Genomic DNA, 18,182 nt, shown 5'->3' on the forward strand with positions numbered 1-18,182 from the left:
GCAGCAAGGGGGCAAAACGGACTTTTCGAGCTGGGCTCACATGGCGGTCCGGGGGTCCGTCGCCGGGGTGTGGCGGGAGCTCGTTCCCGCCGTGTCGTGCGGGGCGGGAAGTGGGGTTAAACCCAACTTCTTCCAGAAAAAACGGACGAATCCACGCACGTCATGACTTCTGTCAAGGAGTCGGTCGTTTCGGGGTCAAGTACGACCTAGCGTCGTAGAAGGGGGCTTTGGGGATTCGCCGGGGTCCGGGTTACCAAGGGATGGCCCCCTCCGGCAGCGACCGAGCTCCGGATGGGTTCAAGCCCCCCGTCCCCGTCTCCATGAGGTTCAGATGTCGAAGCGTGTCACGTCCCGTAACTCCCGCACGTCCCTGCTCCGTAGCCGGACGGCCGTCCTCGCCGCCTCGGTGGGCGCCACGGTCGTACTGGGCGCCGGGATCGCGTCCGCCAGCACCCTGGACAACGCCGCGACCAGCACGACGGCCGGTGTCCTGCAGACCCAGGCCGCCGCCCAGGCCAAGGCCGCCTCGAAGGCTCAGCACGACACGGCCAAGAAGGCCGCCTCGTGGATCGACCCGGTGAAGAAGTACACCCTGTCCGCCACCTTCAACCAGGCCGGCGGCATGTGGGCCCACAAGCACTCCGGCCAGGACTTCGCGGTTCCGCTCGGCACGGACGTGTCCGCCGCCCACGGCGGCACCGTCGTCAAGGCCGGCGGCAACGGCGCCGGCGACGGTCCCGCGTACGGCAACGCCATCGTCATCAAGCACGGCAACGGGACGTACTCCCAGTACGCGCACCTGTCGCGGATCGACGTGCGCATAGGCCAGGTCGTCACCACCGGCCAGCACATAGCGCTGTCGGGCAACACCGGGAACTCCAGCGGGCCGCACCTGCACTTCGAGATCCGTACGACCCCGAACTACGGCTCGGCCATCGACCCGGTCGCCTTCCTGCACTCCAAGGGTGTGACGGTCTAAGCGCCCGTGGGCATGACCGCGAAGGCGTGACGGTTCACGGGGCGGCGGGACCGCTGTGCGCCTGCGTCACCAGATCGACGGCGACCTCCAGGATGGCCTTGCGCTTGTCCTCGGGGTCGCCTTCGACGTCCTTCAGCATGAACATCCCGGCATGCATCGAGAACAGCGCGCTGATGCAGCGGACCTGGTCCGTCAGGTCCGCTTCCGGCTCCTTGAGCAGGTCGATCATGCGGATCATGCGGTCCTTGAAGTCCTCGCCGGTGCGCAGCTCACGGACGGCGGCCTGGTTCTCCTGCATGAAGCGGAAGAGCGGCGCCGCGTCCGCGAGGGCGTTGCTGTAGCGGTGCAGGATCTCCTGCTTAGTCGCCAGCGTGCGCGGCTGCTGCCGTCCCCACTCGATCAGTTCGTCCATGGGCCGGGACAGGTCCTGGAAGAGGCTCTTGAGGATGTCTTCCTTGGTCTTGAAGTGGTAGTACAGCGCCGCTTTGGTGACGTCCAGGTGCTCTGCGATCTCGCGGAGCGAGGTCTTCTCGTAGCCGTGCTCGGAGAAGAGTTCGAGGGCCACGTCCTGGATGCGCTGGCGGGTGTCCCCGCGACGCTGCCGCTTGGTGCCGTCCATGGTGTCGCCGCCCATCGTCGTACTCCTCGCACTCCTTGATACGCACGTGCCGCCCCGCGGGCAAATCCAGGAAAACTTACTTGACGCCCGGCTAGTTACGGGACTACTTTTCCTCAGTGTAGTCAACTTGCCGGTCGGCAAGTAAGTAGCGGAGCAGGGGCACTCGCCCCGACACCAGTGGGCATCCAGCGGGACCCAGGGGAGTGGGAAAGATGGCGGACAACACGGAAGCGGTCACGCAGACCGAGAAACAACCACGCAGTGTACGGGTCGTGCTGCTCGCGCTCATGATCGCGATGCTCCTGGCGATGCTCGACAACATGATCGTGGGCACGGCGATGCCGACGATCGTGGGCGAACTGGGCGGCTTGGAGCACCTGTCATGGGTCGTCACCGCGTACACGCTCGCCACCGCGGCCTCGACCCCGATCTGGGGCAAGCTCGGCGACATGTACGGGCGCAAGGGCGCCTTCATGACCTCGATCGTGATCTTCCTCGTCGGGTCCGCGCTCAGCGGGATGGCGCAGGACATGGGACAGCTGATCGGCTTCCGCGCCATCCAGGGCCTGGGCGCCGGCGGTCTGATGGTCGGCGTCATGGCGATCATCGGGGACCTCATTCCGCCGCGTGAGCGGGGCAAGTACCAGGGCATGATGGCCGGCATCATGGCGCTCGCCATGATCGCCGGACCGTTGGTCGGCGGGTCCATCACGGACCACTGGGGCTGGCGCTGGTCCTTCTACATCAACCTGCCGCTCGGCATCGTCGCGCTGCTGGCCGTCAGCGCCGTGCTGCACCTGCCGAAGAAGCGGGTCGACGCGAAGATCGACTATCTCGGTGCCGGTCTGCTGACCGTCGGCATCTCGTCCATCGTGCTCGTCACCACCTGGGGCGGCAGCGAGTACGCCTGGGGCTCCGCCCGGATCATGGAGCTCATCGGCATCGGTGTCGCCGCACTCGTCGGCTTCGTCTTCGTACAGACCAAGGCCGCCTCGCCGATCCTGCCGCTGCACATCTTCCGCAACCGCAACTTCACGCTGATGTCCCTCATCGGCTTCATCACCGGCTTCGTGATGTTCGGCGCCGTACTCTTCCTGCCGCTGTACCAGCAGTCCGTGCAGGGCGCCTCCGCGACCAACTCCGGCCTGCTGCTCCTGCCGATGCTCGGCGCGATGCTGGTCACCTCGATGGTCGCCGGGCGGGTCACCACCAGCAGCGGCCGCTACAAGGCGTTCCCGGTCGTCGGCAGTGTGCTGATGTCCGTGGGCCTGTTCCTGCTCTCGCAGATGGACACCGCGACCAGCCGGCTGACCTCGGGCCTGTACATGGCCGTGCTCGGCCTGGGCATGGGCTGCCTGATGCAGATCACGATGCTGGTGGCGCAGAACAGCGTCGAGATGAAGGACATGGGCGTCGCGTCCTCGTCCACCACCCTCTTCCGTACGCTGGGCTCGTCCTTCGGCGTCGCGATCATGGGCGCGCTGTTCAACCACCGCGTCCAGGACGTGATGGCCGAGCGGGCCGGGGCGCTGGGCTCCAAGATGACCGAGCAGTCCGCGCAGCTCGACGCGGCCAGCCTCGCCAAGCTGCCGGCCGCGGCGCGCGAGGCCTATCAGTTCGCGGTGTCCTCCGGCACGCACTCCGCGTTCCTGCTGGGATCCGTGGTGGCCCTGGGCGCACTGGTGGCGGCGGTGTTCGTGAAGGAGGTCCCGCTGCGGGGCGCGGGAGCGCCCGCGAAGTCCGCCGAGGCCGACGGCACGGCGAACGACGCGCCGCCGAAGGAGACCCTGGCGGAAACCGTCTGACCCTCCCGCTCGACCCGAAGGCCCCCGGCGTGTCCGCCCCGGGGGCCTTTTCCTTCTCCTGTTCCTGGGCGTTCACAGGCGTTCACAGGCGTTCATGGGCCTGGCCCGGCGGCGGCACACCGGTACCGCGACAGGCTGCCGCTCCCTCACGCCGGCAGCAGGGGGAAGCTGCCCGTGTTCGTGGGCGCGTGCTCCGGCAGCCACAGCACCGCGACGGCGCCTTCCGCGGGCATGTTCTCCGGGGCGCCCGCGGGCCGGATGTTGCGGAAGGTCAGCCGGGCGCCGAGCACCCGGGCCTGGCCCGCCGCGATGGTGAGCCCGAGTCCGTGGCCGTGGCCCGAGCGGTCGCTGCTGCCGGTACGGAAACGGCTGGGGCCGTCGGCCAGGAGTTCCTCGGGGAAACCGGGACCGTGGTCACGCACGCGGATGACGCGGCCCTCGACGGAGACCTCGATCGGCGGTTTGCCGTGCCGTGCCGCGTTGGCCAGCAGGTTGAACAGGACTCGCTCCAGGCGGCGCGGATCCGTGGTGACCTCCGACTCGTGGATCACGCGTACGACGACGTCGGCGTCCTTGGTGGCCACCCGGCGGGCCACGAACTCGCCGAGCAGGATGTCCTGCAGCTCGGCCCGCTCGGAGGCACCGTCCAGCCGGGCCACCTCCAGGACGTCCTCGACGAGCGTGCGCATGGCCTGTGCCCGGTCACGGACGAGTTCGGTGGGGCGGCCGGGGGGCAGCAGTTCGGCCGCGGTGAGCAGTCCCGTGACCGGGGTGCGCAGTTCGTGCGCGATGTCGGCGGTCACCCGGCGCTCGGCCTCGATGCGCTGCTGGAGCGCGTCCGCCATGGCGTCCACGGCCCGCGCCAGGTCGTCGGTCTCGTCGCGCACGACGCCGCCGATCGCCTCCCGTACGCGGACGTCGGTCTCGCCCTTGGCGACCTGGTTCGCGGCGGCCGCGGCCTTGCGCAGCCGCCGCGACAGCTGACCGCCGATCAGTACGCCGAGGGCGCTGCCGCCGAAGACGACCGCGATCGAGCCGATGATCAGCGCCTGGTCGAGGTCCTTCATGACGTCGGTGTTGCGGTCCGTGAACCCGGTGTGGAGCGAGAGGACACGGCCGTCCTTGAGGGGCACGGCCGCCCAGATGTCCGGCACGCCGTTGGGGCGGTCGGCCACGTAGGTGGCTCGCCGTCCCTCCTTGACCTTCGCCAGCAGGTCGCCCGGGATCGTCGGGTCGTCGACCTTGACCCCGAAGGACTGCGTGCGGCCGGACTCGTACATGCGCTGGGCGACCTGGATCCGTTCGTCCGCCAGATCACGCGAGTTGTCGAGCATCGAGACGCGGGCCGCGTTGTGCACGACGAGGCTCAGCGCGACCGCGACGAGGGCGCCGACCATGGCGATGGCCGCGCTCAGCTTCCACCGGATGCCGGTGCGCATGCCGGTGAGCCCGGCCTCGGCGGCCCGCCCACCGCGCTGGGGCCTGCCGCCGCCCGTGCCCGTGCGGGCGGCGAAGCCGACCGACCCGCTGCCCACGCCCGCCCTACCGCCGGGCCCACCCGTCCCGCCGATGCCGCCGTGGACGGCGACGCCGATCGGTCCGCCGTGGCCGGTGCCGGATCCGGTGCCGGATCCGCTGATGCCGATGCCGATGCCCGGTCTGTCGTCGTCCGCCGGGTTCCGGCGCTGGAACATCCCCCGCATACCCTGCTCAGGCCTTCAACTTGTAGCCGAAACCGCGGACCGTCTCGATCCGGTCCTGGCCGATCTTCGTCCGCAGTCGCTGGACATGGACATCGACGACGCGGGTGTCACCGCCCCAGCCGTAGTCCCACACGCGTTCGAGCAGCTTGTCGCGGCTCAGCACCGTGCCCGGTGCGGACGAGAACTCCAGCAGCAGCCGCATCTCGGTGGGCGTCAGCGCGACCGGCACCCCGCCCTTGAGCACCTCCATGCCCTCGGTGTCGATCTCCAGGTCCCCGTCCCCGAAGGAGAGCAGGCCGCCGTCGACCGGCGAGGGTGTGTCCGTACCCGCGTTCGGGCCGCTCGCGTGCCCGAAGCGCCGCAGCACCGCGCGGATGCGGGCGACCAGCACGGCACCGTCGAAGGGCTTCGTCACGTAGTCGTCGGCGCCCGCCTCCAGACCCAGGACGACATCGATCGAGTCGGCCCGCGCCGACAGCATGATCACGGGGACGGTGGACTCGTCACGGATACGGCGGCACAGGCTGACGCCGTCGAGGCCGGGGACCATGACGTCCAGGAGGGCGATGTCGGGGCGGTTCGCGCGGAACGCCGCCAGGCCCGCCAGGCCGTCGGGCACGGCGGTGACCGCGAAGCCGTCCCGCTCCAGCGCGAGTTGTGTGGCCTCGCGGATGACATCGTCGTCCTCGACGAACAGGACGTGGGTCTGCTCTGCCATCCGGCTGCTCCGTTTGTTCCGTCTGCTCTTCAGTTCGCGGCGGGGGAGGGGGCGTCGGTGGCGCCCACGGCATTGCTGTAGTCGTTGTGCGTCCGGGACTCCTCGGTGAAGTGGGCCGCGGACCAGCCGTAGGTGATCACTTCCTCGCTGGAGGGGTACGACACCGGGTCGCCCCTCTTGTACAGCTGCTGGGTGACCACCAGATCGCCCCGGTCGATCTCCGCGTAGACCGGCGGTTCCTCGGTCTTGAACACGTTCTCGTACCGGCCCTTATCCTCGCGGTACACGTAGGAGCCGATGCCGACGGCGTCTCCGCAGGTCATCACATTGACCACGACGTCGTCCGAGGGTCCCCCGGTCAGTTCCCCGTACGACACGTCCACCGGGTACTCGTCGGCCACGCACGGCTTGAGGGCGCTCTTGACCGACGGACTGACCTTGGGATCGTCCTTGACGAGCTTGACCACGTCCACCCGCTTGGGGGCCTTCGTGGCCGAGGGGGAGGTGGTGGGCGTCGTAGGCCCCTTGGCCACCGCCTCACTGCCTGCCGGGCCTTCGTCACGGGCTCCCGTACCACCCGTGGCACAAGCGGTCAGGAAAAGGCCGAGGGCGGCGAGCACGGCCGTCGCCGCACCCCCCGCCTTCAGTACCCGGCCGGTACTCCTGGCCCGAATTCCTAGGCCGCGCAACGCTCCCGCTCCTTACCCGGTTCGAGCGCGCGGGCGCCGCGCTCCTCCTGGTCCCGGCTCTCCAGCTCCTCGCGGAGCCGGGCCAGCGCCCGGTGCAGTGTGCTCTTGACCGTTCCGGCCGACATGCCGAGCGCGGCGGCCGTCTCCTCCGTGGACATCTGCTCCCAGTGTCGCAGCACCACGACACTGCGCTGCTTCGGAGCCAGCACCTTCATGATGTCCATGAGGAGCGCGCGGTCCGCGTGCTGCTCGGTGGAGTCCTCGACGCGGGCGTCCGGGAGCTGCTCGGTGGGGACTTCCTCGAGCTTCCGCGCCCGCCACCACTCGGTCCGCGTATTGATCATCACGCGGCGCAGGTAGGCGTCGGCCAGCCGCTTGTCCGCGATGCCGTCCCAGCGGCCGTACGTGCGGACGAGCGCGGTCTGCAGCAGGTCCTGGGCGTCCACGGGGTCGGGGACCAGGCGACGGGCACTGCGCAGCAGCGCGTCCTGCCGAGTGCGGACGTACTCCTCGAATTCGAGCACCTCGCCGTGCGCCATGATCAACCGCCTCCATCCCCGTTTCCGACCCGCCTGCTGCCGGTTGTCCATCGCCTGTGCACCGCTGTCGTTCCGCTGTGTGTGCGGTACGGGAATGAAGCTACGGAGGCGTTGTCACGGGGTTGTCCGAGACAGCCTGCGACGAGCACTCGGCTGTACGTCGGTTGTGTAACGGAGGGAGGAGGCGGGTAAGGCGAGGTGACTACATGCCCTGGTTCGGGATGATTTGGCGGTCCGTGGAGTGCGTGACGGTCGTGACTAGGTCAGGGGCAGCCGATACAAACCACCCGTGAGGGGTTCGACGAGTCCGTCGGCGACGAGCCCGTCCAGAGCCCGCGCCCGCTGCACCGGCTCCTCCCACACGCGGTCCAGGGCGGACTGCGGGACGGGCGTGACGGCCTCCCTGAGTACGGCGAGCAGCTTGCCGCGTACCTGACGGTCGGTCCCGGCGTACGTCTGGCCGCGGCGCGGCGGGCCGTCGTGCGCCGGCTTGCCCGCCAGCCGCCACGCGCACTGGGCGGCGATCGGGCAGCGGTGGCAGCTCTCGTTCTTCGCCGTGCAGATCAGCGCGCCGAGTTCCATGGAGGCGGCGGCCCAGCGGGAGGCGGTGCTCTCGCTCTCGGGGAGCAGGGCGCGGGCGAGCTTGCGCTCGGCGGCCGTGGTGGCGTTGGGCGGGTACTGCACGCCGGCCACGGCTCGGGCGAACACCCTGCGGACGTTCGTGTCCAGCACGGCGTGCCGCTGGCCGTACGCGAAGGACGCCACCGCCGCGGCGGTGTACTCGCCGATGCCGGGCAGCGCGAGCAGCTGTGCGTGCTCCGTGGGTACGTCGCCGCCGTGGCGTTCCGTTATGGCGACCGCGGCGCCGTGCAGCCGGAGGGCGCGGCGGGGGTAGCCGAGCCGGCCCCAGGCACGGACGGCTTCGCCGGGCGCCTCCTTGGCGAGGTCGGCGGGGCGGGGCCAGCGGGCCACCCACTGTTCGTACACGGGCAGGACGCGGCTCACCGGGGTCTGCTGCAACATGAACTCACTGACCATCACGCCCCAGGGGCCGGCGTCGGGGCGGCGCCAGGGGAGGTCGCGGGCGTGCTCGTCGAACCAGGTGATCACCGGCTCGTGCAGGGTCTCGCCGGAGGTGGTGGGCTGGGGGCTGGGTGTGGGCAAGGTGGGTGCAGTCATGACGTTTCCGATCCTGCCATGGGTCGGTGCCGGGGCGTGCTTCTCGCGTACATGGGCGGGTTGCGCGCCCGCCCCCGGCGCGCGCCCGGGTTCCTCGCCCCCGCCGCCCCTGCCCGTCCCATCCCTGGGGGCTCCGCCCCCAGACCCCCCGCCAGGGGCGCTGCCCCCCTGGACCCCCGCTTCGCCCGAAGGGCTCGTCCTCGATCGCCGGACGGGCTGACATGGCCGGCTCGTCCGGCGATCGAGGACGAGGCCGTTCAGGCCGACCGGGGGCCTGGGGGCGGAGCCCCCAGGAACGGACGGGTCGGGTAGGGGCGACGGGGGCGAAATCCGGGCGGGGGCGACAACTGGACCGGGCTGCCGAGATGATGATCCGGAAAAGTTGACGCCCAGGGCGGCGGGTGGGGCAAGCCCCGGCCCCGATCTCTCGTACAGTTTGCGCCGTGGGATCTCTGCGCAATCCGGTCGGGCCGCTACCCTCCACCATCTACTGGCGTCGGAGGGCCGTTCTGCTGTCTCTGGTCGCTCTGTTGGCGCTGCTGACGGTCTGGATCGTCAGCACCGGGGGCGGCGGCGGCAAGAAGGGCGCGGACGGTTCCAACGGCAAGGGCCCCGTGGAGACGATCACCCCGGGACCCTCGGGATCCGGCCCGGCCATAAGCCAACACCCGGGCGGACGCGACGAGTCGAGCGGCAGCGCGAACACCGGCGGCGGCAGTGGCGACGGCGACGGTTCCGGCAGCGGGGACGGTTCCGGCGGCGGATCGGCCGGAGGCACCGGCGGCTCCAACGGCGGCGGCTCCAACGGCGGCGGCTCCAACGGCGGAGGCACCGGCTCCGCCGGATCCGCCGATCAGGTCCCGGCCGGTTCCACTCTCCCCAACTGCGCGGCGGGCGCGGTCAAGCTGACCCTGCGCAGCGTCCACAACTCGTACGGCCCCGGCGCCAAGCCCTCGGTCCAGCTGATCGCGAAGAACTCCTCCGGCAGCGACTGCAAGGTCGACCTCGGCCCGAAGAAAGCCGTCCTGACGATCACTCAGGCCGGGGAGGACAAGAGTTTCTGGTCCTCCGCCGACTGTCCCAAGGACGTCTCGAGTCTCTTCTTCCGTGTTCCGGCGGGCGGTCAGGTGACCTACACGGTGGACTGGGACCGCACGGCCAGCGCCCCCGAGTGCGCAACGCCCCCCGCGGGCTCGGCGTCGGCGGGCACCTACCTGGTGGAGGCGAAGGCGCCGGGTCTGGCGAAGGCACAGACCTCGTTCGTGCTGTCGCAGGACTGAGGCGCCGGACGGTCCGGATGCCCGGATGGTTTCCATCCCCGGGCCATCCGGATCCCCGGGCGGTCCGCATCCGCGGGTGATCCGGATCCCCGGGTCACCCGCGGATCGTCAGACGTACCGTTCCAGGATCGACGACTCCGCCAGCCGCGAAAGCCCCTCGCGTACGCTGCGCGCCCGCGCCTCGCCGACCCCGTCGACCGCCTGGAGATCGTCGACGCTGGCCGCGAGAAGCTTCTGGAGGCCACCGAAGTGCTCGACGAGACGGTCGATGATCGCGCCTGGCAGACGCGGGACCTTGGCGAGGAGCCGGAAGCCGCGCGGCGAGACCGCGGAGTCGAGCGCCTCGGGGGAGCCGGTGTAACCCAACGCCCTTGCCACCGTGGGCAGTTCGAGCAGCTCGGCATGGGCGAGGGCGTTCAGCTCGAAGAGGGCCTCGTCGACCGTGCGGGAGCGCTTCGCGGTGGGCTCGGGCACGTAGTCGCGGACCACCAGCTCACGCTCGGGCTCCACGCCCGCGATCAACTCGTCGAGCTGGAGGGCGAGCAGACGTCCGTCGGTGCCCAACTCCACCACGTACTCGGCGATCTCGGTCGCGATGCGGCGCACCATCTCCAGACGCTGGGCCACCGCCGACACGTCCCGGACGGTGACGAGGTCCTCGATCTCCAGCGCGGAGAGCGTGCCCGCGACCTCGTCCAGGCGGAGCTTGTAGCGTTCCAGGGTCGCGAGAGCCTGGTTGGCACGCGAGAGGATCGCGGCGGAGTCCTCCAGGACGCGGCGCTGACCGTCGACGTAGAGGGCGATGAGCCGCATCGACTGGGAGACCGAGACGACGGGGAAGCCGACCTGCTTGCTCACCCGGTCCGCGGTGCGGTGCCGCGTACCCGTCTCCTCGGTGGGGATCGTCGGGTCGGGCACCAGTTGCACGCCCGCCCGGAGGATCTTGGTGAGGTCCTTGTCGATCACGATGCCGCCGTCGAGCTTGCACAACTCGCGCAGGCGGGTCGCGGTGAACTCCACGTCCAGTACGAAGCCGCCGGTGCACATCGACTCGACGGTCTTGTCCCAGCCGAGCACGATGAGTCCGCCGGTGTTGCCGCGGAGAATTCGTTCGAGCCCGTCGCGCAGGGCCGTGCCGGGTGCCACGGCGCTCAATGAGGCGCGCATCAGGCCATCGGCACCGGAGCTCCCACCGGACTTTCCGGGAGCTGCTGCCCGGTCGTTGGCTGCCACTGCACTCCTCCGGTCGCGGGTTTCCGGTCGCCCTGGGTTCGTACGGACGGGCGAGACCAGGGCAAAGTCTACCGGCGCTCTTCGTCCTCCCGTGGGGCCTCTCGACGACGGGAGCGCGGAAGGACCCGCAGCGCCTCGCCCATGTCGGCGACTTCCAGGACCTTCATACCGGGTGGCGTCCTGCCCGGATCGCCCGGAACGAGGGCGTGGGTGAAGCCCAGTCGGTGTGCTTCGGCCAGTCGCCGCTGCACCCCTGTGACCCGTCTGACCTCCCCGGCGAGGCCCACTTCGCCGATCGCGACGAGGTTCTTGGGGAGAGGAGTGTCACTCGCCGCGGACGCGAGCGCGAGGGCGATCGCGAGGTCGGCGGCCGGCTCGGAGAGCTTCACACCGCCGACCGTCGCCGAGTAGATGTCACGTTTTCCGAGGGCGCTGATCCGGCCCCGCTGCTCCAGGACGGCCAGCATCATGGAGACGCGCGACGTCTCCAGACCGGAGGTCGTCCGGCGGGGGGACGGGATCTGCGAGTCCACCGTGAGGGCCTGCACCTCCGCCACCAGGGGCCGGCGGCCTTCCAGGGTCACGGTCAGACAGGTGCCCGGGACCGGCTCGGCGCGCCGGGTGAGGAAGAGACCGGAGGGGTCGGTCAGGCCCGTGATGCCCTCGTCGTGCAGCTCGAAGCAGCCGACCTCGTCCGTCGTCCCGTAACGGTTCTTGACGCCTCGGACCAGCCTGAGGCGGGCGTGGCGGTCGCCCTCGAAGCTCAGGACGACGTCCACGAGGTGTTCGAGCAGGCGGGGGCCGGCGATCGCGCCGTCCTTGGTGACATGGCCCACGAGGAGGGTCGACATGCCGCGCTCCTTGGAGGCGCGGATGAGTGCCCCGGCGACCTCACGGACCTGGGCCATGCCGCCCGGGGCGCCGTCGATCTCCGGGGAGGCGACGGTCTGGACCGAGTCGAGGATGAGGAGTGACGGCTTCACGGCGTCCAGGTGGCCGAGGACGGCGGCCAGGTCGGTCTCCGCGGCCAGATAGAGGTGGTCGTCGATGGCCTTGATGCGGTCGGCCCGCAGCCGGACCTGGCTCGCCGACTCCTCACCCGTCACGTACAGCGTGCGGTGCTCGTCGCTCGCCGCCTTCGCCGCCACGTCCAGGAGAAGGGTGGACTTCCCGACGCCGGGCTCGCCCGCGAGCAGGACGACCGCGCCGGGCACCAGGCCGCCGCCCAGGACACGGTCCAGCTCGGGTACGCCGGTGCTGCGCGCGGTGGCCTGGCGGCCGTCCACCTGGCCGATGGGCACCGCGGAGGTGGTGACACGGCCGGGCGTCGTGGTCCGGACCGCGGGTGCGCCGTACTCCTCGACCGTCCCCCACGCCTGGCACTCGGGGCAGCGGCCGAGCCACTTGGCCGTCTGCCATCCGCACTCGGTGCAGCGGTAGGACGGACGGTCCTTCGCGGTTTTCGTACGGGCAGCCATGACCGAACCGTAGCCGAGGCCACCGACAGCGCGGTCGGCCGTCATGCCCGCCGCGAACTTGTCACCGGCCCGCTCCTTCGGTTCTCCCCTGTCGCGCCGGGGGCTCCCGCCGACGGGGACGGGCCGCGCGCCCCCCGTCCGTCGCCGCCCGTGGAGGCCCAGGCCACGGAATCGGAGGTTCGTGTCCCCTTATGAGGGATCGTTTCACCCGTACGGATTAAATATGCTCAAGGGGGAAGAAGGGGTCGCGGTCGGGCACCTACGGTCGCACGGGTGATGAGCAGCAGTCCGGAGACCTCGACACACACCACGCACACCACCGGCGCACACCGGGCGCGCGGTGCAGCGCGCAAGCGGGTGACCCTGCCCCGTGGCGCATCGGCCCGCACGATGGCCCAGCGCCCTCCCGCGCGCTACGAGCCCTATCTGGACGGCCTGTTCACCTACTGCCTGTCCGTGCTGTGCGACCACGACGCGGCCACCGCCGCGCTCGGCGACGTCCTCGCGCTCGCCGACCGCCGGGGCCAGCGCTCCCCGGAGTCCCAGGACGACCGCCGGGCCTGGCTGTACGCGCTCGCCCGCTGGTCCTGCCTGCGCAAGCTCACCGAGGCCCGGCGCAGACACCAGGCGACGCACGCCTCCGGCCGCCGTACGACCCCCAAGGGCGACAAGGGTGACAACGGTGACAAGGAAGCCGCCGACCGGCGCGCGGCCGAGGCGCTCGCCGCCCCCGTCTCCGAAGAGGCCCGGGTCCAGCGGCAGCGCGAACTCGCCCTGCTGGCCTGGCCGGAGGCCGCCGGCACCACCCCCGAGCAGCGGGAGGCGCTGGAACTCGCCGTCCGCCACCAGCTCGCCGCCCACGAGGTCGCCGCCGTCCTCGGCATGGACGCCACCAAGGCGCGCGAGCTGCTCGCCTCCGCCGCCTGCGAGGTCGAACGCACCCGGGCCGCCCTCGCCGTCGTCGAGACCGGCACCTGCCCGAGCGTCGCCCGCCTCACCGGCGACAGCCAGCTGGTCCTGAGCGCCGGCCTGCGGCGCGAACTCGTCCGGCACGTCGACGACTGCCCGCGCTGCCGCCGCACCGCCGAACGCGCCGCGCCCGGCACCTGGCCCGGCACGGTCACGCCCGCCGCGCTCCCCGTCCTGCGGGCTCCGCGCGCCGCCCTGCACATCGCGCTCGAGCACGTCCCGCGGACCCGGGGCGGCGCGCCGCGCTTCGACCGGCGCGGCTTCCCGATGGACCCCAAGGACCGGGCCGCCCGCCGGGACCGGCTGCGGGCGCGCGCCGTCACCACGACCGTCGTCGCCACGGTCGTCGCCGCGCCCGTGTTCGCCCTCTGGGCGGCCTACCGCGGCGCGCCCCTCACCGGAGAGGGGGCCGACGGCCGCCAGGCCTCCGCGAGCGAGGCGCACGGCCACGACGGCATCGGCGGCGAGAACGGGGGCGGCTACGAGAACGCGGGCAACGCCAGCATCAGACCCGGCGGCCGCTTCGCCAAGGGCGACGGCACGCCCGACGTGTCCGTGGAGGTCACCAGTGCCGTGGGCGCGGGCAGTGCCGCGGGAGACCTCTCCGTACAGGCCACGGGGAGCGGCGACACGACCTTCATCAGGTTGACCGCGGCCGGGAGTTCGACGGTCCACTGGTCCGCGCGTTCCGGAGCGCCCTGGCTCTACCTCAGCCGGTCCTCGGGCGCGCTCGCCCCCGGGGAGTCGGTGACGATCAAGGTGTACGTGGACCAGCTCCGCCAGCCGGCGGGCCACTGGAGCGCGCGCGTGGCGATCGCGCCCGCGGGCGCCGTGGTCACGATCGGCGGGTACGGGAGCGCGGGCCCGTCCGCCCCCGGCGGATCCGGCCCCGGTCCGGCGTCCGGCAGCCCCACGCCGTCCGGCCCCGGTTCGACGACGCCCTCGTCCGATCCCGACCCGGGGCCGACCCCTTCCGGCCCGTCGCCGACCCCCACGCCCACGGACCCGACCCCGTCCCACCCGGACGGCTCGACCGCGCCGCCCACGGACACCGGCGACCCGGTCCCGTCCTGACGGTCAGGCGACCGGGTCCGCGGGATGCGGTGCGAGCAGCGGCAGCTGCGAGGCCAGCCGCTGCTCACAGAGTTCGACCAGCCGGTCGTACCCGGCCTTGCCCATCAGCTCCACGAGCTCCGGGCGGTACGAGACGTACACGGGGTCGCCCGCTCCGTGCGCCGAGGTCGCCGACGTGCACCACCAGTGCAGGTCGTGGCCGCCCGGACCCCAGCCCCGGCGGTCGTACTCGCCGATCGAGACCTGGAGCACCCGGGAGTCGTCGGGCCGGTCGATCCACTCGTACGTCCGGCGCACCGGCAACTGCCAGCACACGTCCGGCTTGGTCTCCAGCGGCTCGCGGCCCTCCTTGACCGCCAGGATGTGCAGCGAGCAGCCCGCGCCACCGGCGAAACCGGGCCGGTTCTGGAAGATGCACGAGCCCTCGTACGGGCGCGTCTGGCGCTCGCCGTCCTCGTCCTGCGACACCCAGCCCGTCTCCAGGCCGATGTCATGGTGCTGCCAGAGGTCCGGCGTGAGCCGCGCCACGTGCCCGGCCACCCGCTTCTCGTCGTCCTCGTCCGAGAAGTGGGCCCCCAGCGTGCAGCAGCCGTCGTCGGCGCGACCGGCCTGGATGCCCTGGCAGCCGCTGCCGAAGATGCAGTTCCAGCGAGAGGTCAGCCATGTCAGATCGCACCGGAAGACCTGCTCGTCGTCGGCGGGATCCGGAAACTCCACCCATGCCCGCGCGAAGTCGAGTCCCTTCTCGTCGGACGCCGAGGCCTTCACCTGCGCCGCCTTCGGGGACTTCTTGGACTTGGTGGCCTTCGCCTGCGAAGAACCCTTGGCCGAATTGTCAGGCTTCGCCTTTTTCGTCTTTGGCACGCGTCCAGGGTAAGTCGCCGGAGGCCGCTCCGGGGACGGCGGGCGGGCCCGGCCGCAGTAGCGTTCCGTACATGAGACTCGGTGTCCTCGACGTGGGTTCGAACACGGTGCATCTGCTGGTGGTGGATGCACACCCCGGCGCGCGCCCGCTGCCCGCGCACTCGCACAAGGCCGAATTGCGGCTCGCCCAACTGCTCGACGAGAGCGGGGCGATCGGCTCCGACGGTGTCGACAAACTCATCGAGACGGTCCAGGACGCGCTGGAGGCCGCCGAGGACAAGGGCGTCGAGGCGATGCTGCCGTTCGCCACCTCCGCCGTGCGTGAGGCCAGCAACGCGGACGACGTACTGGCCCGGGTGCAGGCCGAGACCGGTGTCGAGCTCCAGGTGCTGACGGGCGCGGAGGAGGCCAGGCTGACGTTCCTGGCCGCCCGTCGATGGTTCGGCTGGTCGGCGGGCAAGCTGCTGGTCCTCGACATCGGCGGGGGATCGCTGGAGATCGCGTACGGCCTGGACGAGGAGCCGGACGCGGCGGTGTCGTTGCCGCTGGGCGCGGGGCGGCTGACCGCGGGCTGGCTGCCGGCCGATCCCGCGGATCCGGCCGACGTCAAGGCGCTGCGGCGTCATGTCCGGGCGCAGATCGCCCGTACGGTCGGGGAGTTCAGCCGCTTCGGCGCCCCCGACCATGTCGTCGCCACCTCCAAGACCTTCAAGCAGCTCGCCCGGCTGGCCGGGGCGGCGCGCTCCACGGACGGGCTGTACGTGCAGCGCGAGCTGAAGCGGCGTTCTCTGCAGGACTGGGTGCCGAGGCTCGCCTCGATGACGGTCGGCGAGCGGGCGGAGCTCCCCGGGGTCTCCCCGGGGCGGGCGGGGCAGCTGCTCGCGGGCGCGCTGGTCGCCGAGGGGGCGATGGATCTCTTCGGGGTGGAGACCCTGGAGATCTGTCCCTGGGCCCTTCGGGAGGGTGTCATCCTGCGGCGTCTGGACCAGATGGAATCCGTGTAGTCCCTTTCCGACGGGCCTCCGGGGTCATGTCCGCAGCCCGTCAGGCGTGTGCAGCCCGTCAGGCGGGTGAGGACGAGCCCTTCGGGGCGATCGGGGGTCCAGGGGGCGGGGGCCCGTTCGCGGGGCCCCTGAGGGCGGGACGGCCGGTTCCGGGGGGTCCGCGGGTCACCGCCTCCCCGTGCTCAGGCCACTCCCCGTACTCTGTCCCTCGTGGCAGAACCAGTGGTGCGCATCCCGGATGCGAAGGTCGCGCTGTCCACGGCGTCCGTGTATCCGGAGTCGACGGCGACGGCCTTCGAGATCGCGGCGCGCCTCGGCTACGACGGTGTCGAGGTCATGGTGTGGACCGACCCCGTCAGCCAGGACATCGACGCTCTGCGCCGGCTCTCCGACCACCACCGGATCCCGATCCTCGCCGTCCACGCCCCCTGCCTGCTCATCACCCAGCGCGTCTGGTCCACCGACCCCTGGACCAAACTCCAGCGCGCCCGGTCGGCAGCCGAGAAGCTCGGCGCCGGCACCGTCGTCGTCCACCCGCCCTTCCGCTGGCAGCGCCAGTACGTGCGCGACTTCGTCTCCGGTGTCTGGCAGATGGCGAACGAGACGGACGTCCGCTTCGCCGTCGAAAACATGTATCCCTGGCGTTATCGCGACCGCGAGATGCTCGCGTACGCCCCCGACTGGGACGTCACGAAGGACGACTACCGCCACTACACGATCGATCTCAGCCACACCGCGACCGCCCGCACGGACGCCCTCCAGATGATCGACCGCATGGGCGACCGCCTCGGCCACGTCCATCTCGCCGACGGCAACGGTTCCAACAAGGACGAGCACCTGGTCCCGGGCCGCGGCACCCAGCCCTGCGCGGAGCTGCTGGAGCGCCTCGCGCTCGGCGGCTTCGACGGCCACGTCGTCATCGAGGTCAACACCCGCCGCGCGATGTCCAGCGCCGAACGCGAGGCGGACCTCGCCGAGGCCCTCGCCTTCACCCGACTGCACCTCGCCTCCGCCGTCAAGGTGCCCCGCCGGTGACGGACGCAGCCCCGCGCCGCCGGGGGCGCCCCTCCCGTACGCAGACGGAGGCGGCCCCCGCCACCCGCGACCGCATCCTGGACGCGGCCCGCGCGGAGTTCTCGGAGCGGGGCTACGAGAAGACGTCGGTCCGTGGCATCGCGAAGGCCGCCGGGGTCGACTCCGCCCTGGTGCACCACTACTTCGGCACCAAGGAGCAGGTCTTCGAGGCGGCCATCGAGGTCGCTTTCGCCCCCGCCCTGGCGGCCCCCGTGGCGGTCGAGGACGGCCCGCTCGACGGCGTGGGGGACCGCCTGACCCGCTTCATCTTCGGCATCTGGGAGAACCCGGCCACCCGCGCGCCGCTCCTGGCGATCGTCCGTTCCGCCGTGAACAACGAGACCGCCGCGGCCGTCTTCCGCCGGCTCATCGCCGCCCAGCTGCTGCGCCGCATCGCCCAGCAGGTCGACCTCCCCGACGCCGAACTCCGCGCCGAGCTGGCCGCCGCCCAGCTGGTGGGGGTGGCGATGCTCCGCTACGTGATCAAGGTCGAGCCGCTGGCCTCGGCGGACCTGGAGGCGATCGTCGCGCGCGTGGCCCCGGTGGTACAGGGCCACCTCACCCTTCCCTGAGCGGGCGGGCGCAGCCCCTCGGGCAGCGCGTCCCGTACGTCCTGCCCGGCCACCGACTCCACGCCGCTCCCTCCCGACCCACCCCGAGGCGCCCCACGGGATCGGGCGACCGGGCGGCCTCCCACGGGCATCCGGTGCGCTGACGCCCACGGCATCCGGTGCGCCTCGCCGGCACGGGCATCGGGTGCCCCGGCCCGGCCCGCAGGGGCGTCCTCCGCTCCGGTGTGGCGCGGCGCGCGCCCCGTACCCGGGCGTCGAGCCGGGCCCCCGGCCTACGCGGGCCCGCTCCCCACCCCACCCCATGCCACGTGCCCCGGCCCGGCCCGCAGGGGCGTCCTCCGCTCCGGTGTGGCGCGGCGCGCGCCCCGTACCCGGGCGTCGAGCCGGGCCCCCGGCCTACGCG

General features: G+C 71.7%; 16 protein-coding genes. 7 read left to right on the plus strand and 9 right to left on the minus strand.

The window, feature by feature from the left end:
• The first annotated feature begins 331 nt into the window (after positions 1 to 331).
• Complete coding sequence (locus ACFVTC_RS34820; RefSeq protein ID WP_390132469.1) at positions 332 to 979, plus strand: M23 family metallopeptidase; 648 nt, start codon at positions 332 to 334, stop codon at positions 977 to 979.
• A gap of 34 nt (positions 980 to 1,013) precedes the next feature.
• Here ACFVTC_RS34820 and ACFVTC_RS34825 read toward each other — a convergent pair whose 3' ends face one another.
• Positions 1,014 to 1,613: a TetR/AcrR family transcriptional regulator gene (locus tag ACFVTC_RS34825; protein ID WP_390132471.1), complete on the minus strand. Its 600-nt coding sequence runs from the start codon at positions 1,611 to 1,613 to the stop codon at positions 1,014 to 1,016.
• A 197-nt stretch (positions 1,614 to 1,810) separates the two neighbouring features.
• Here ACFVTC_RS34825 and ACFVTC_RS34830 point away from each other — a divergent pair, with 197 nt between their 5' ends.
• Positions 1,811 to 3,403, plus strand: coding sequence for an MDR family MFS transporter (locus ACFVTC_RS34830; protein WP_390132473.1), 1,593 nt, complete (start codon positions 1,811 to 1,813; stop codon positions 3,401 to 3,403).
• A gap of 146 nt (positions 3,404 to 3,549) precedes the next feature.
• On the opposite strand, the gene cseC is transcribed toward ACFVTC_RS34830, so the two are convergent.
• The 5 genes from cseC to ACFVTC_RS34855 all read right to left on the minus strand — a co-directional run bounded on the left by cseC (position 3,550) and on the right by ACFVTC_RS34855 (position 8,231).
• On the minus strand, positions 3,550 to 5,106 hold the full coding sequence (cseC, locus tag ACFVTC_RS34835; protein WP_390132475.1) for a two-component system sensor histidine kinase CseC: 1,557 nt from the start codon (positions 5,104 to 5,106) through the stop codon (positions 3,550 to 3,552).
• A 7-nt stretch (positions 5,107 to 5,113) separates the two neighbouring features.
• Positions 5,114 to 5,824: a two-component system response regulator CseB gene (cseB, locus tag ACFVTC_RS34840; protein WP_390132477.1), complete on the minus strand. Its 711-nt coding sequence runs from the start codon at positions 5,822 to 5,824 to the stop codon at positions 5,114 to 5,116.
• A 29-nt stretch (positions 5,825 to 5,853) separates the two neighbouring features.
• On the minus strand, positions 5,854 to 6,513 hold the full coding sequence (locus tag ACFVTC_RS34845; RefSeq protein WP_390132479.1) for a hypothetical protein: 660 nt from the start codon (positions 6,511 to 6,513) through the stop codon (positions 5,854 to 5,856).
• A complete protein-coding gene (locus ACFVTC_RS34850; protein WP_168529360.1) occupies positions 6,501 to 7,052 on the minus strand; it encodes a SigE family RNA polymerase sigma factor in 552 nt (183 codons plus the stop codon). The genes ACFVTC_RS34845 and ACFVTC_RS34850 overlap by 13 nt, the downstream gene beginning before the upstream one ends.
• 258 nt (positions 7,053 to 7,310) lie before the next feature.
• Positions 7,311 to 8,231 (minus strand): A/G-specific adenine glycosylase, encoded by a 921-nt coding sequence (locus tag ACFVTC_RS34855; RefSeq protein WP_390132481.1) that lies wholly within the window; start codon positions 8,229 to 8,231, stop codon positions 7,311 to 7,313.
• A gap of 443 nt (positions 8,232 to 8,674) precedes the next feature.
• Between ACFVTC_RS34855 and ACFVTC_RS34860 the strand changes: the two genes are divergently transcribed.
• Entirely contained in the window at positions 8,675 to 9,511 is an 837-nt protein-coding gene (locus ACFVTC_RS34860; protein ID WP_390132483.1) for a hypothetical protein, read from the plus strand.
• 108 nt (positions 9,512 to 9,619) lie between these two features.
• Here ACFVTC_RS34860 and disA read toward each other — a convergent pair whose 3' ends face one another.
• Together disA and radA are read right to left on the minus strand one after the other, a co-directional pair.
• Positions 9,620 to 10,744: a DNA integrity scanning diadenylate cyclase DisA gene (gene disA, locus ACFVTC_RS34865; protein WP_168529366.1), complete on the minus strand. Its 1,125-nt coding sequence runs from the start codon at positions 10,742 to 10,744 to the stop codon at positions 9,620 to 9,622.
• A 68-nt stretch (positions 10,745 to 10,812) separates the two neighbouring features.
• A complete protein-coding gene (gene radA, locus ACFVTC_RS34870; protein WP_390132485.1) occupies positions 10,813 to 12,222 on the minus strand; it encodes a DNA repair protein RadA in 1,410 nt (469 codons plus the stop codon).
• 273 nt (positions 12,223 to 12,495) lie between these two features.
• On the opposite strand from radA, the gene ACFVTC_RS34875 reads away from it, so the two are divergent.
• Positions 12,496 to 14,265, plus strand: coding sequence for a hypothetical protein (locus tag ACFVTC_RS34875; RefSeq protein WP_390132487.1), 1,770 nt, complete (start codon positions 12,496 to 12,498; stop codon positions 14,263 to 14,265).
• Between the two features lie 3 nt (positions 14,266 to 14,268).
• Here the strand turns inward: ACFVTC_RS34875 and ACFVTC_RS34880 are convergent, their stop codons facing one another.
• Complete coding sequence (locus tag ACFVTC_RS34880) at positions 14,269 to 15,129, minus strand: hypothetical protein (protein WP_390132489.1); 861 nt, start codon at positions 15,127 to 15,129, stop codon at positions 14,269 to 14,271.
• Positions 15,130 to 15,200: 71 nt separating this feature from the next.
• Between ACFVTC_RS34880 and ACFVTC_RS34885 the strand changes: the two genes are divergently transcribed.
• The 3 genes from ACFVTC_RS34885 (at position 15,201) to ACFVTC_RS34895 (ending at position 17,779) form a co-directional block, all read left to right on the plus strand.
• Positions 15,201 to 16,133: a Ppx/GppA family phosphatase gene (locus ACFVTC_RS34885; RefSeq protein WP_390132491.1), complete on the plus strand. Its 933-nt coding sequence runs from the start codon at positions 15,201 to 15,203 to the stop codon at positions 16,131 to 16,133.
• Between the two features lie 210 nt (positions 16,134 to 16,343).
• Positions 16,344 to 17,168, plus strand: a complete 825-nt coding sequence (locus tag ACFVTC_RS34890; protein ID WP_390132493.1) for a sugar phosphate isomerase/epimerase family protein — start codon at positions 16,344 to 16,346, stop codon at positions 17,166 to 17,168.
• Positions 17,165 to 17,779, plus strand: a complete 615-nt coding sequence (locus tag ACFVTC_RS34895; RefSeq protein WP_390132495.1) for a TetR family transcriptional regulator — start codon at positions 17,165 to 17,167, stop codon at positions 17,777 to 17,779. The genes ACFVTC_RS34890 and ACFVTC_RS34895 overlap by 4 nt, the downstream gene beginning before the upstream one ends.
• Positions 17,780 to 18,182 lie beyond the last annotated feature (403 nt).

This window comes from Streptomyces sp. NPDC057950, assembly GCF_042887295.1.
Lineage (GTDB): Bacteria > Actinomycetota > Actinomycetes > Streptomycetales > Streptomycetaceae > Streptomyces > Streptomyces kaempferi.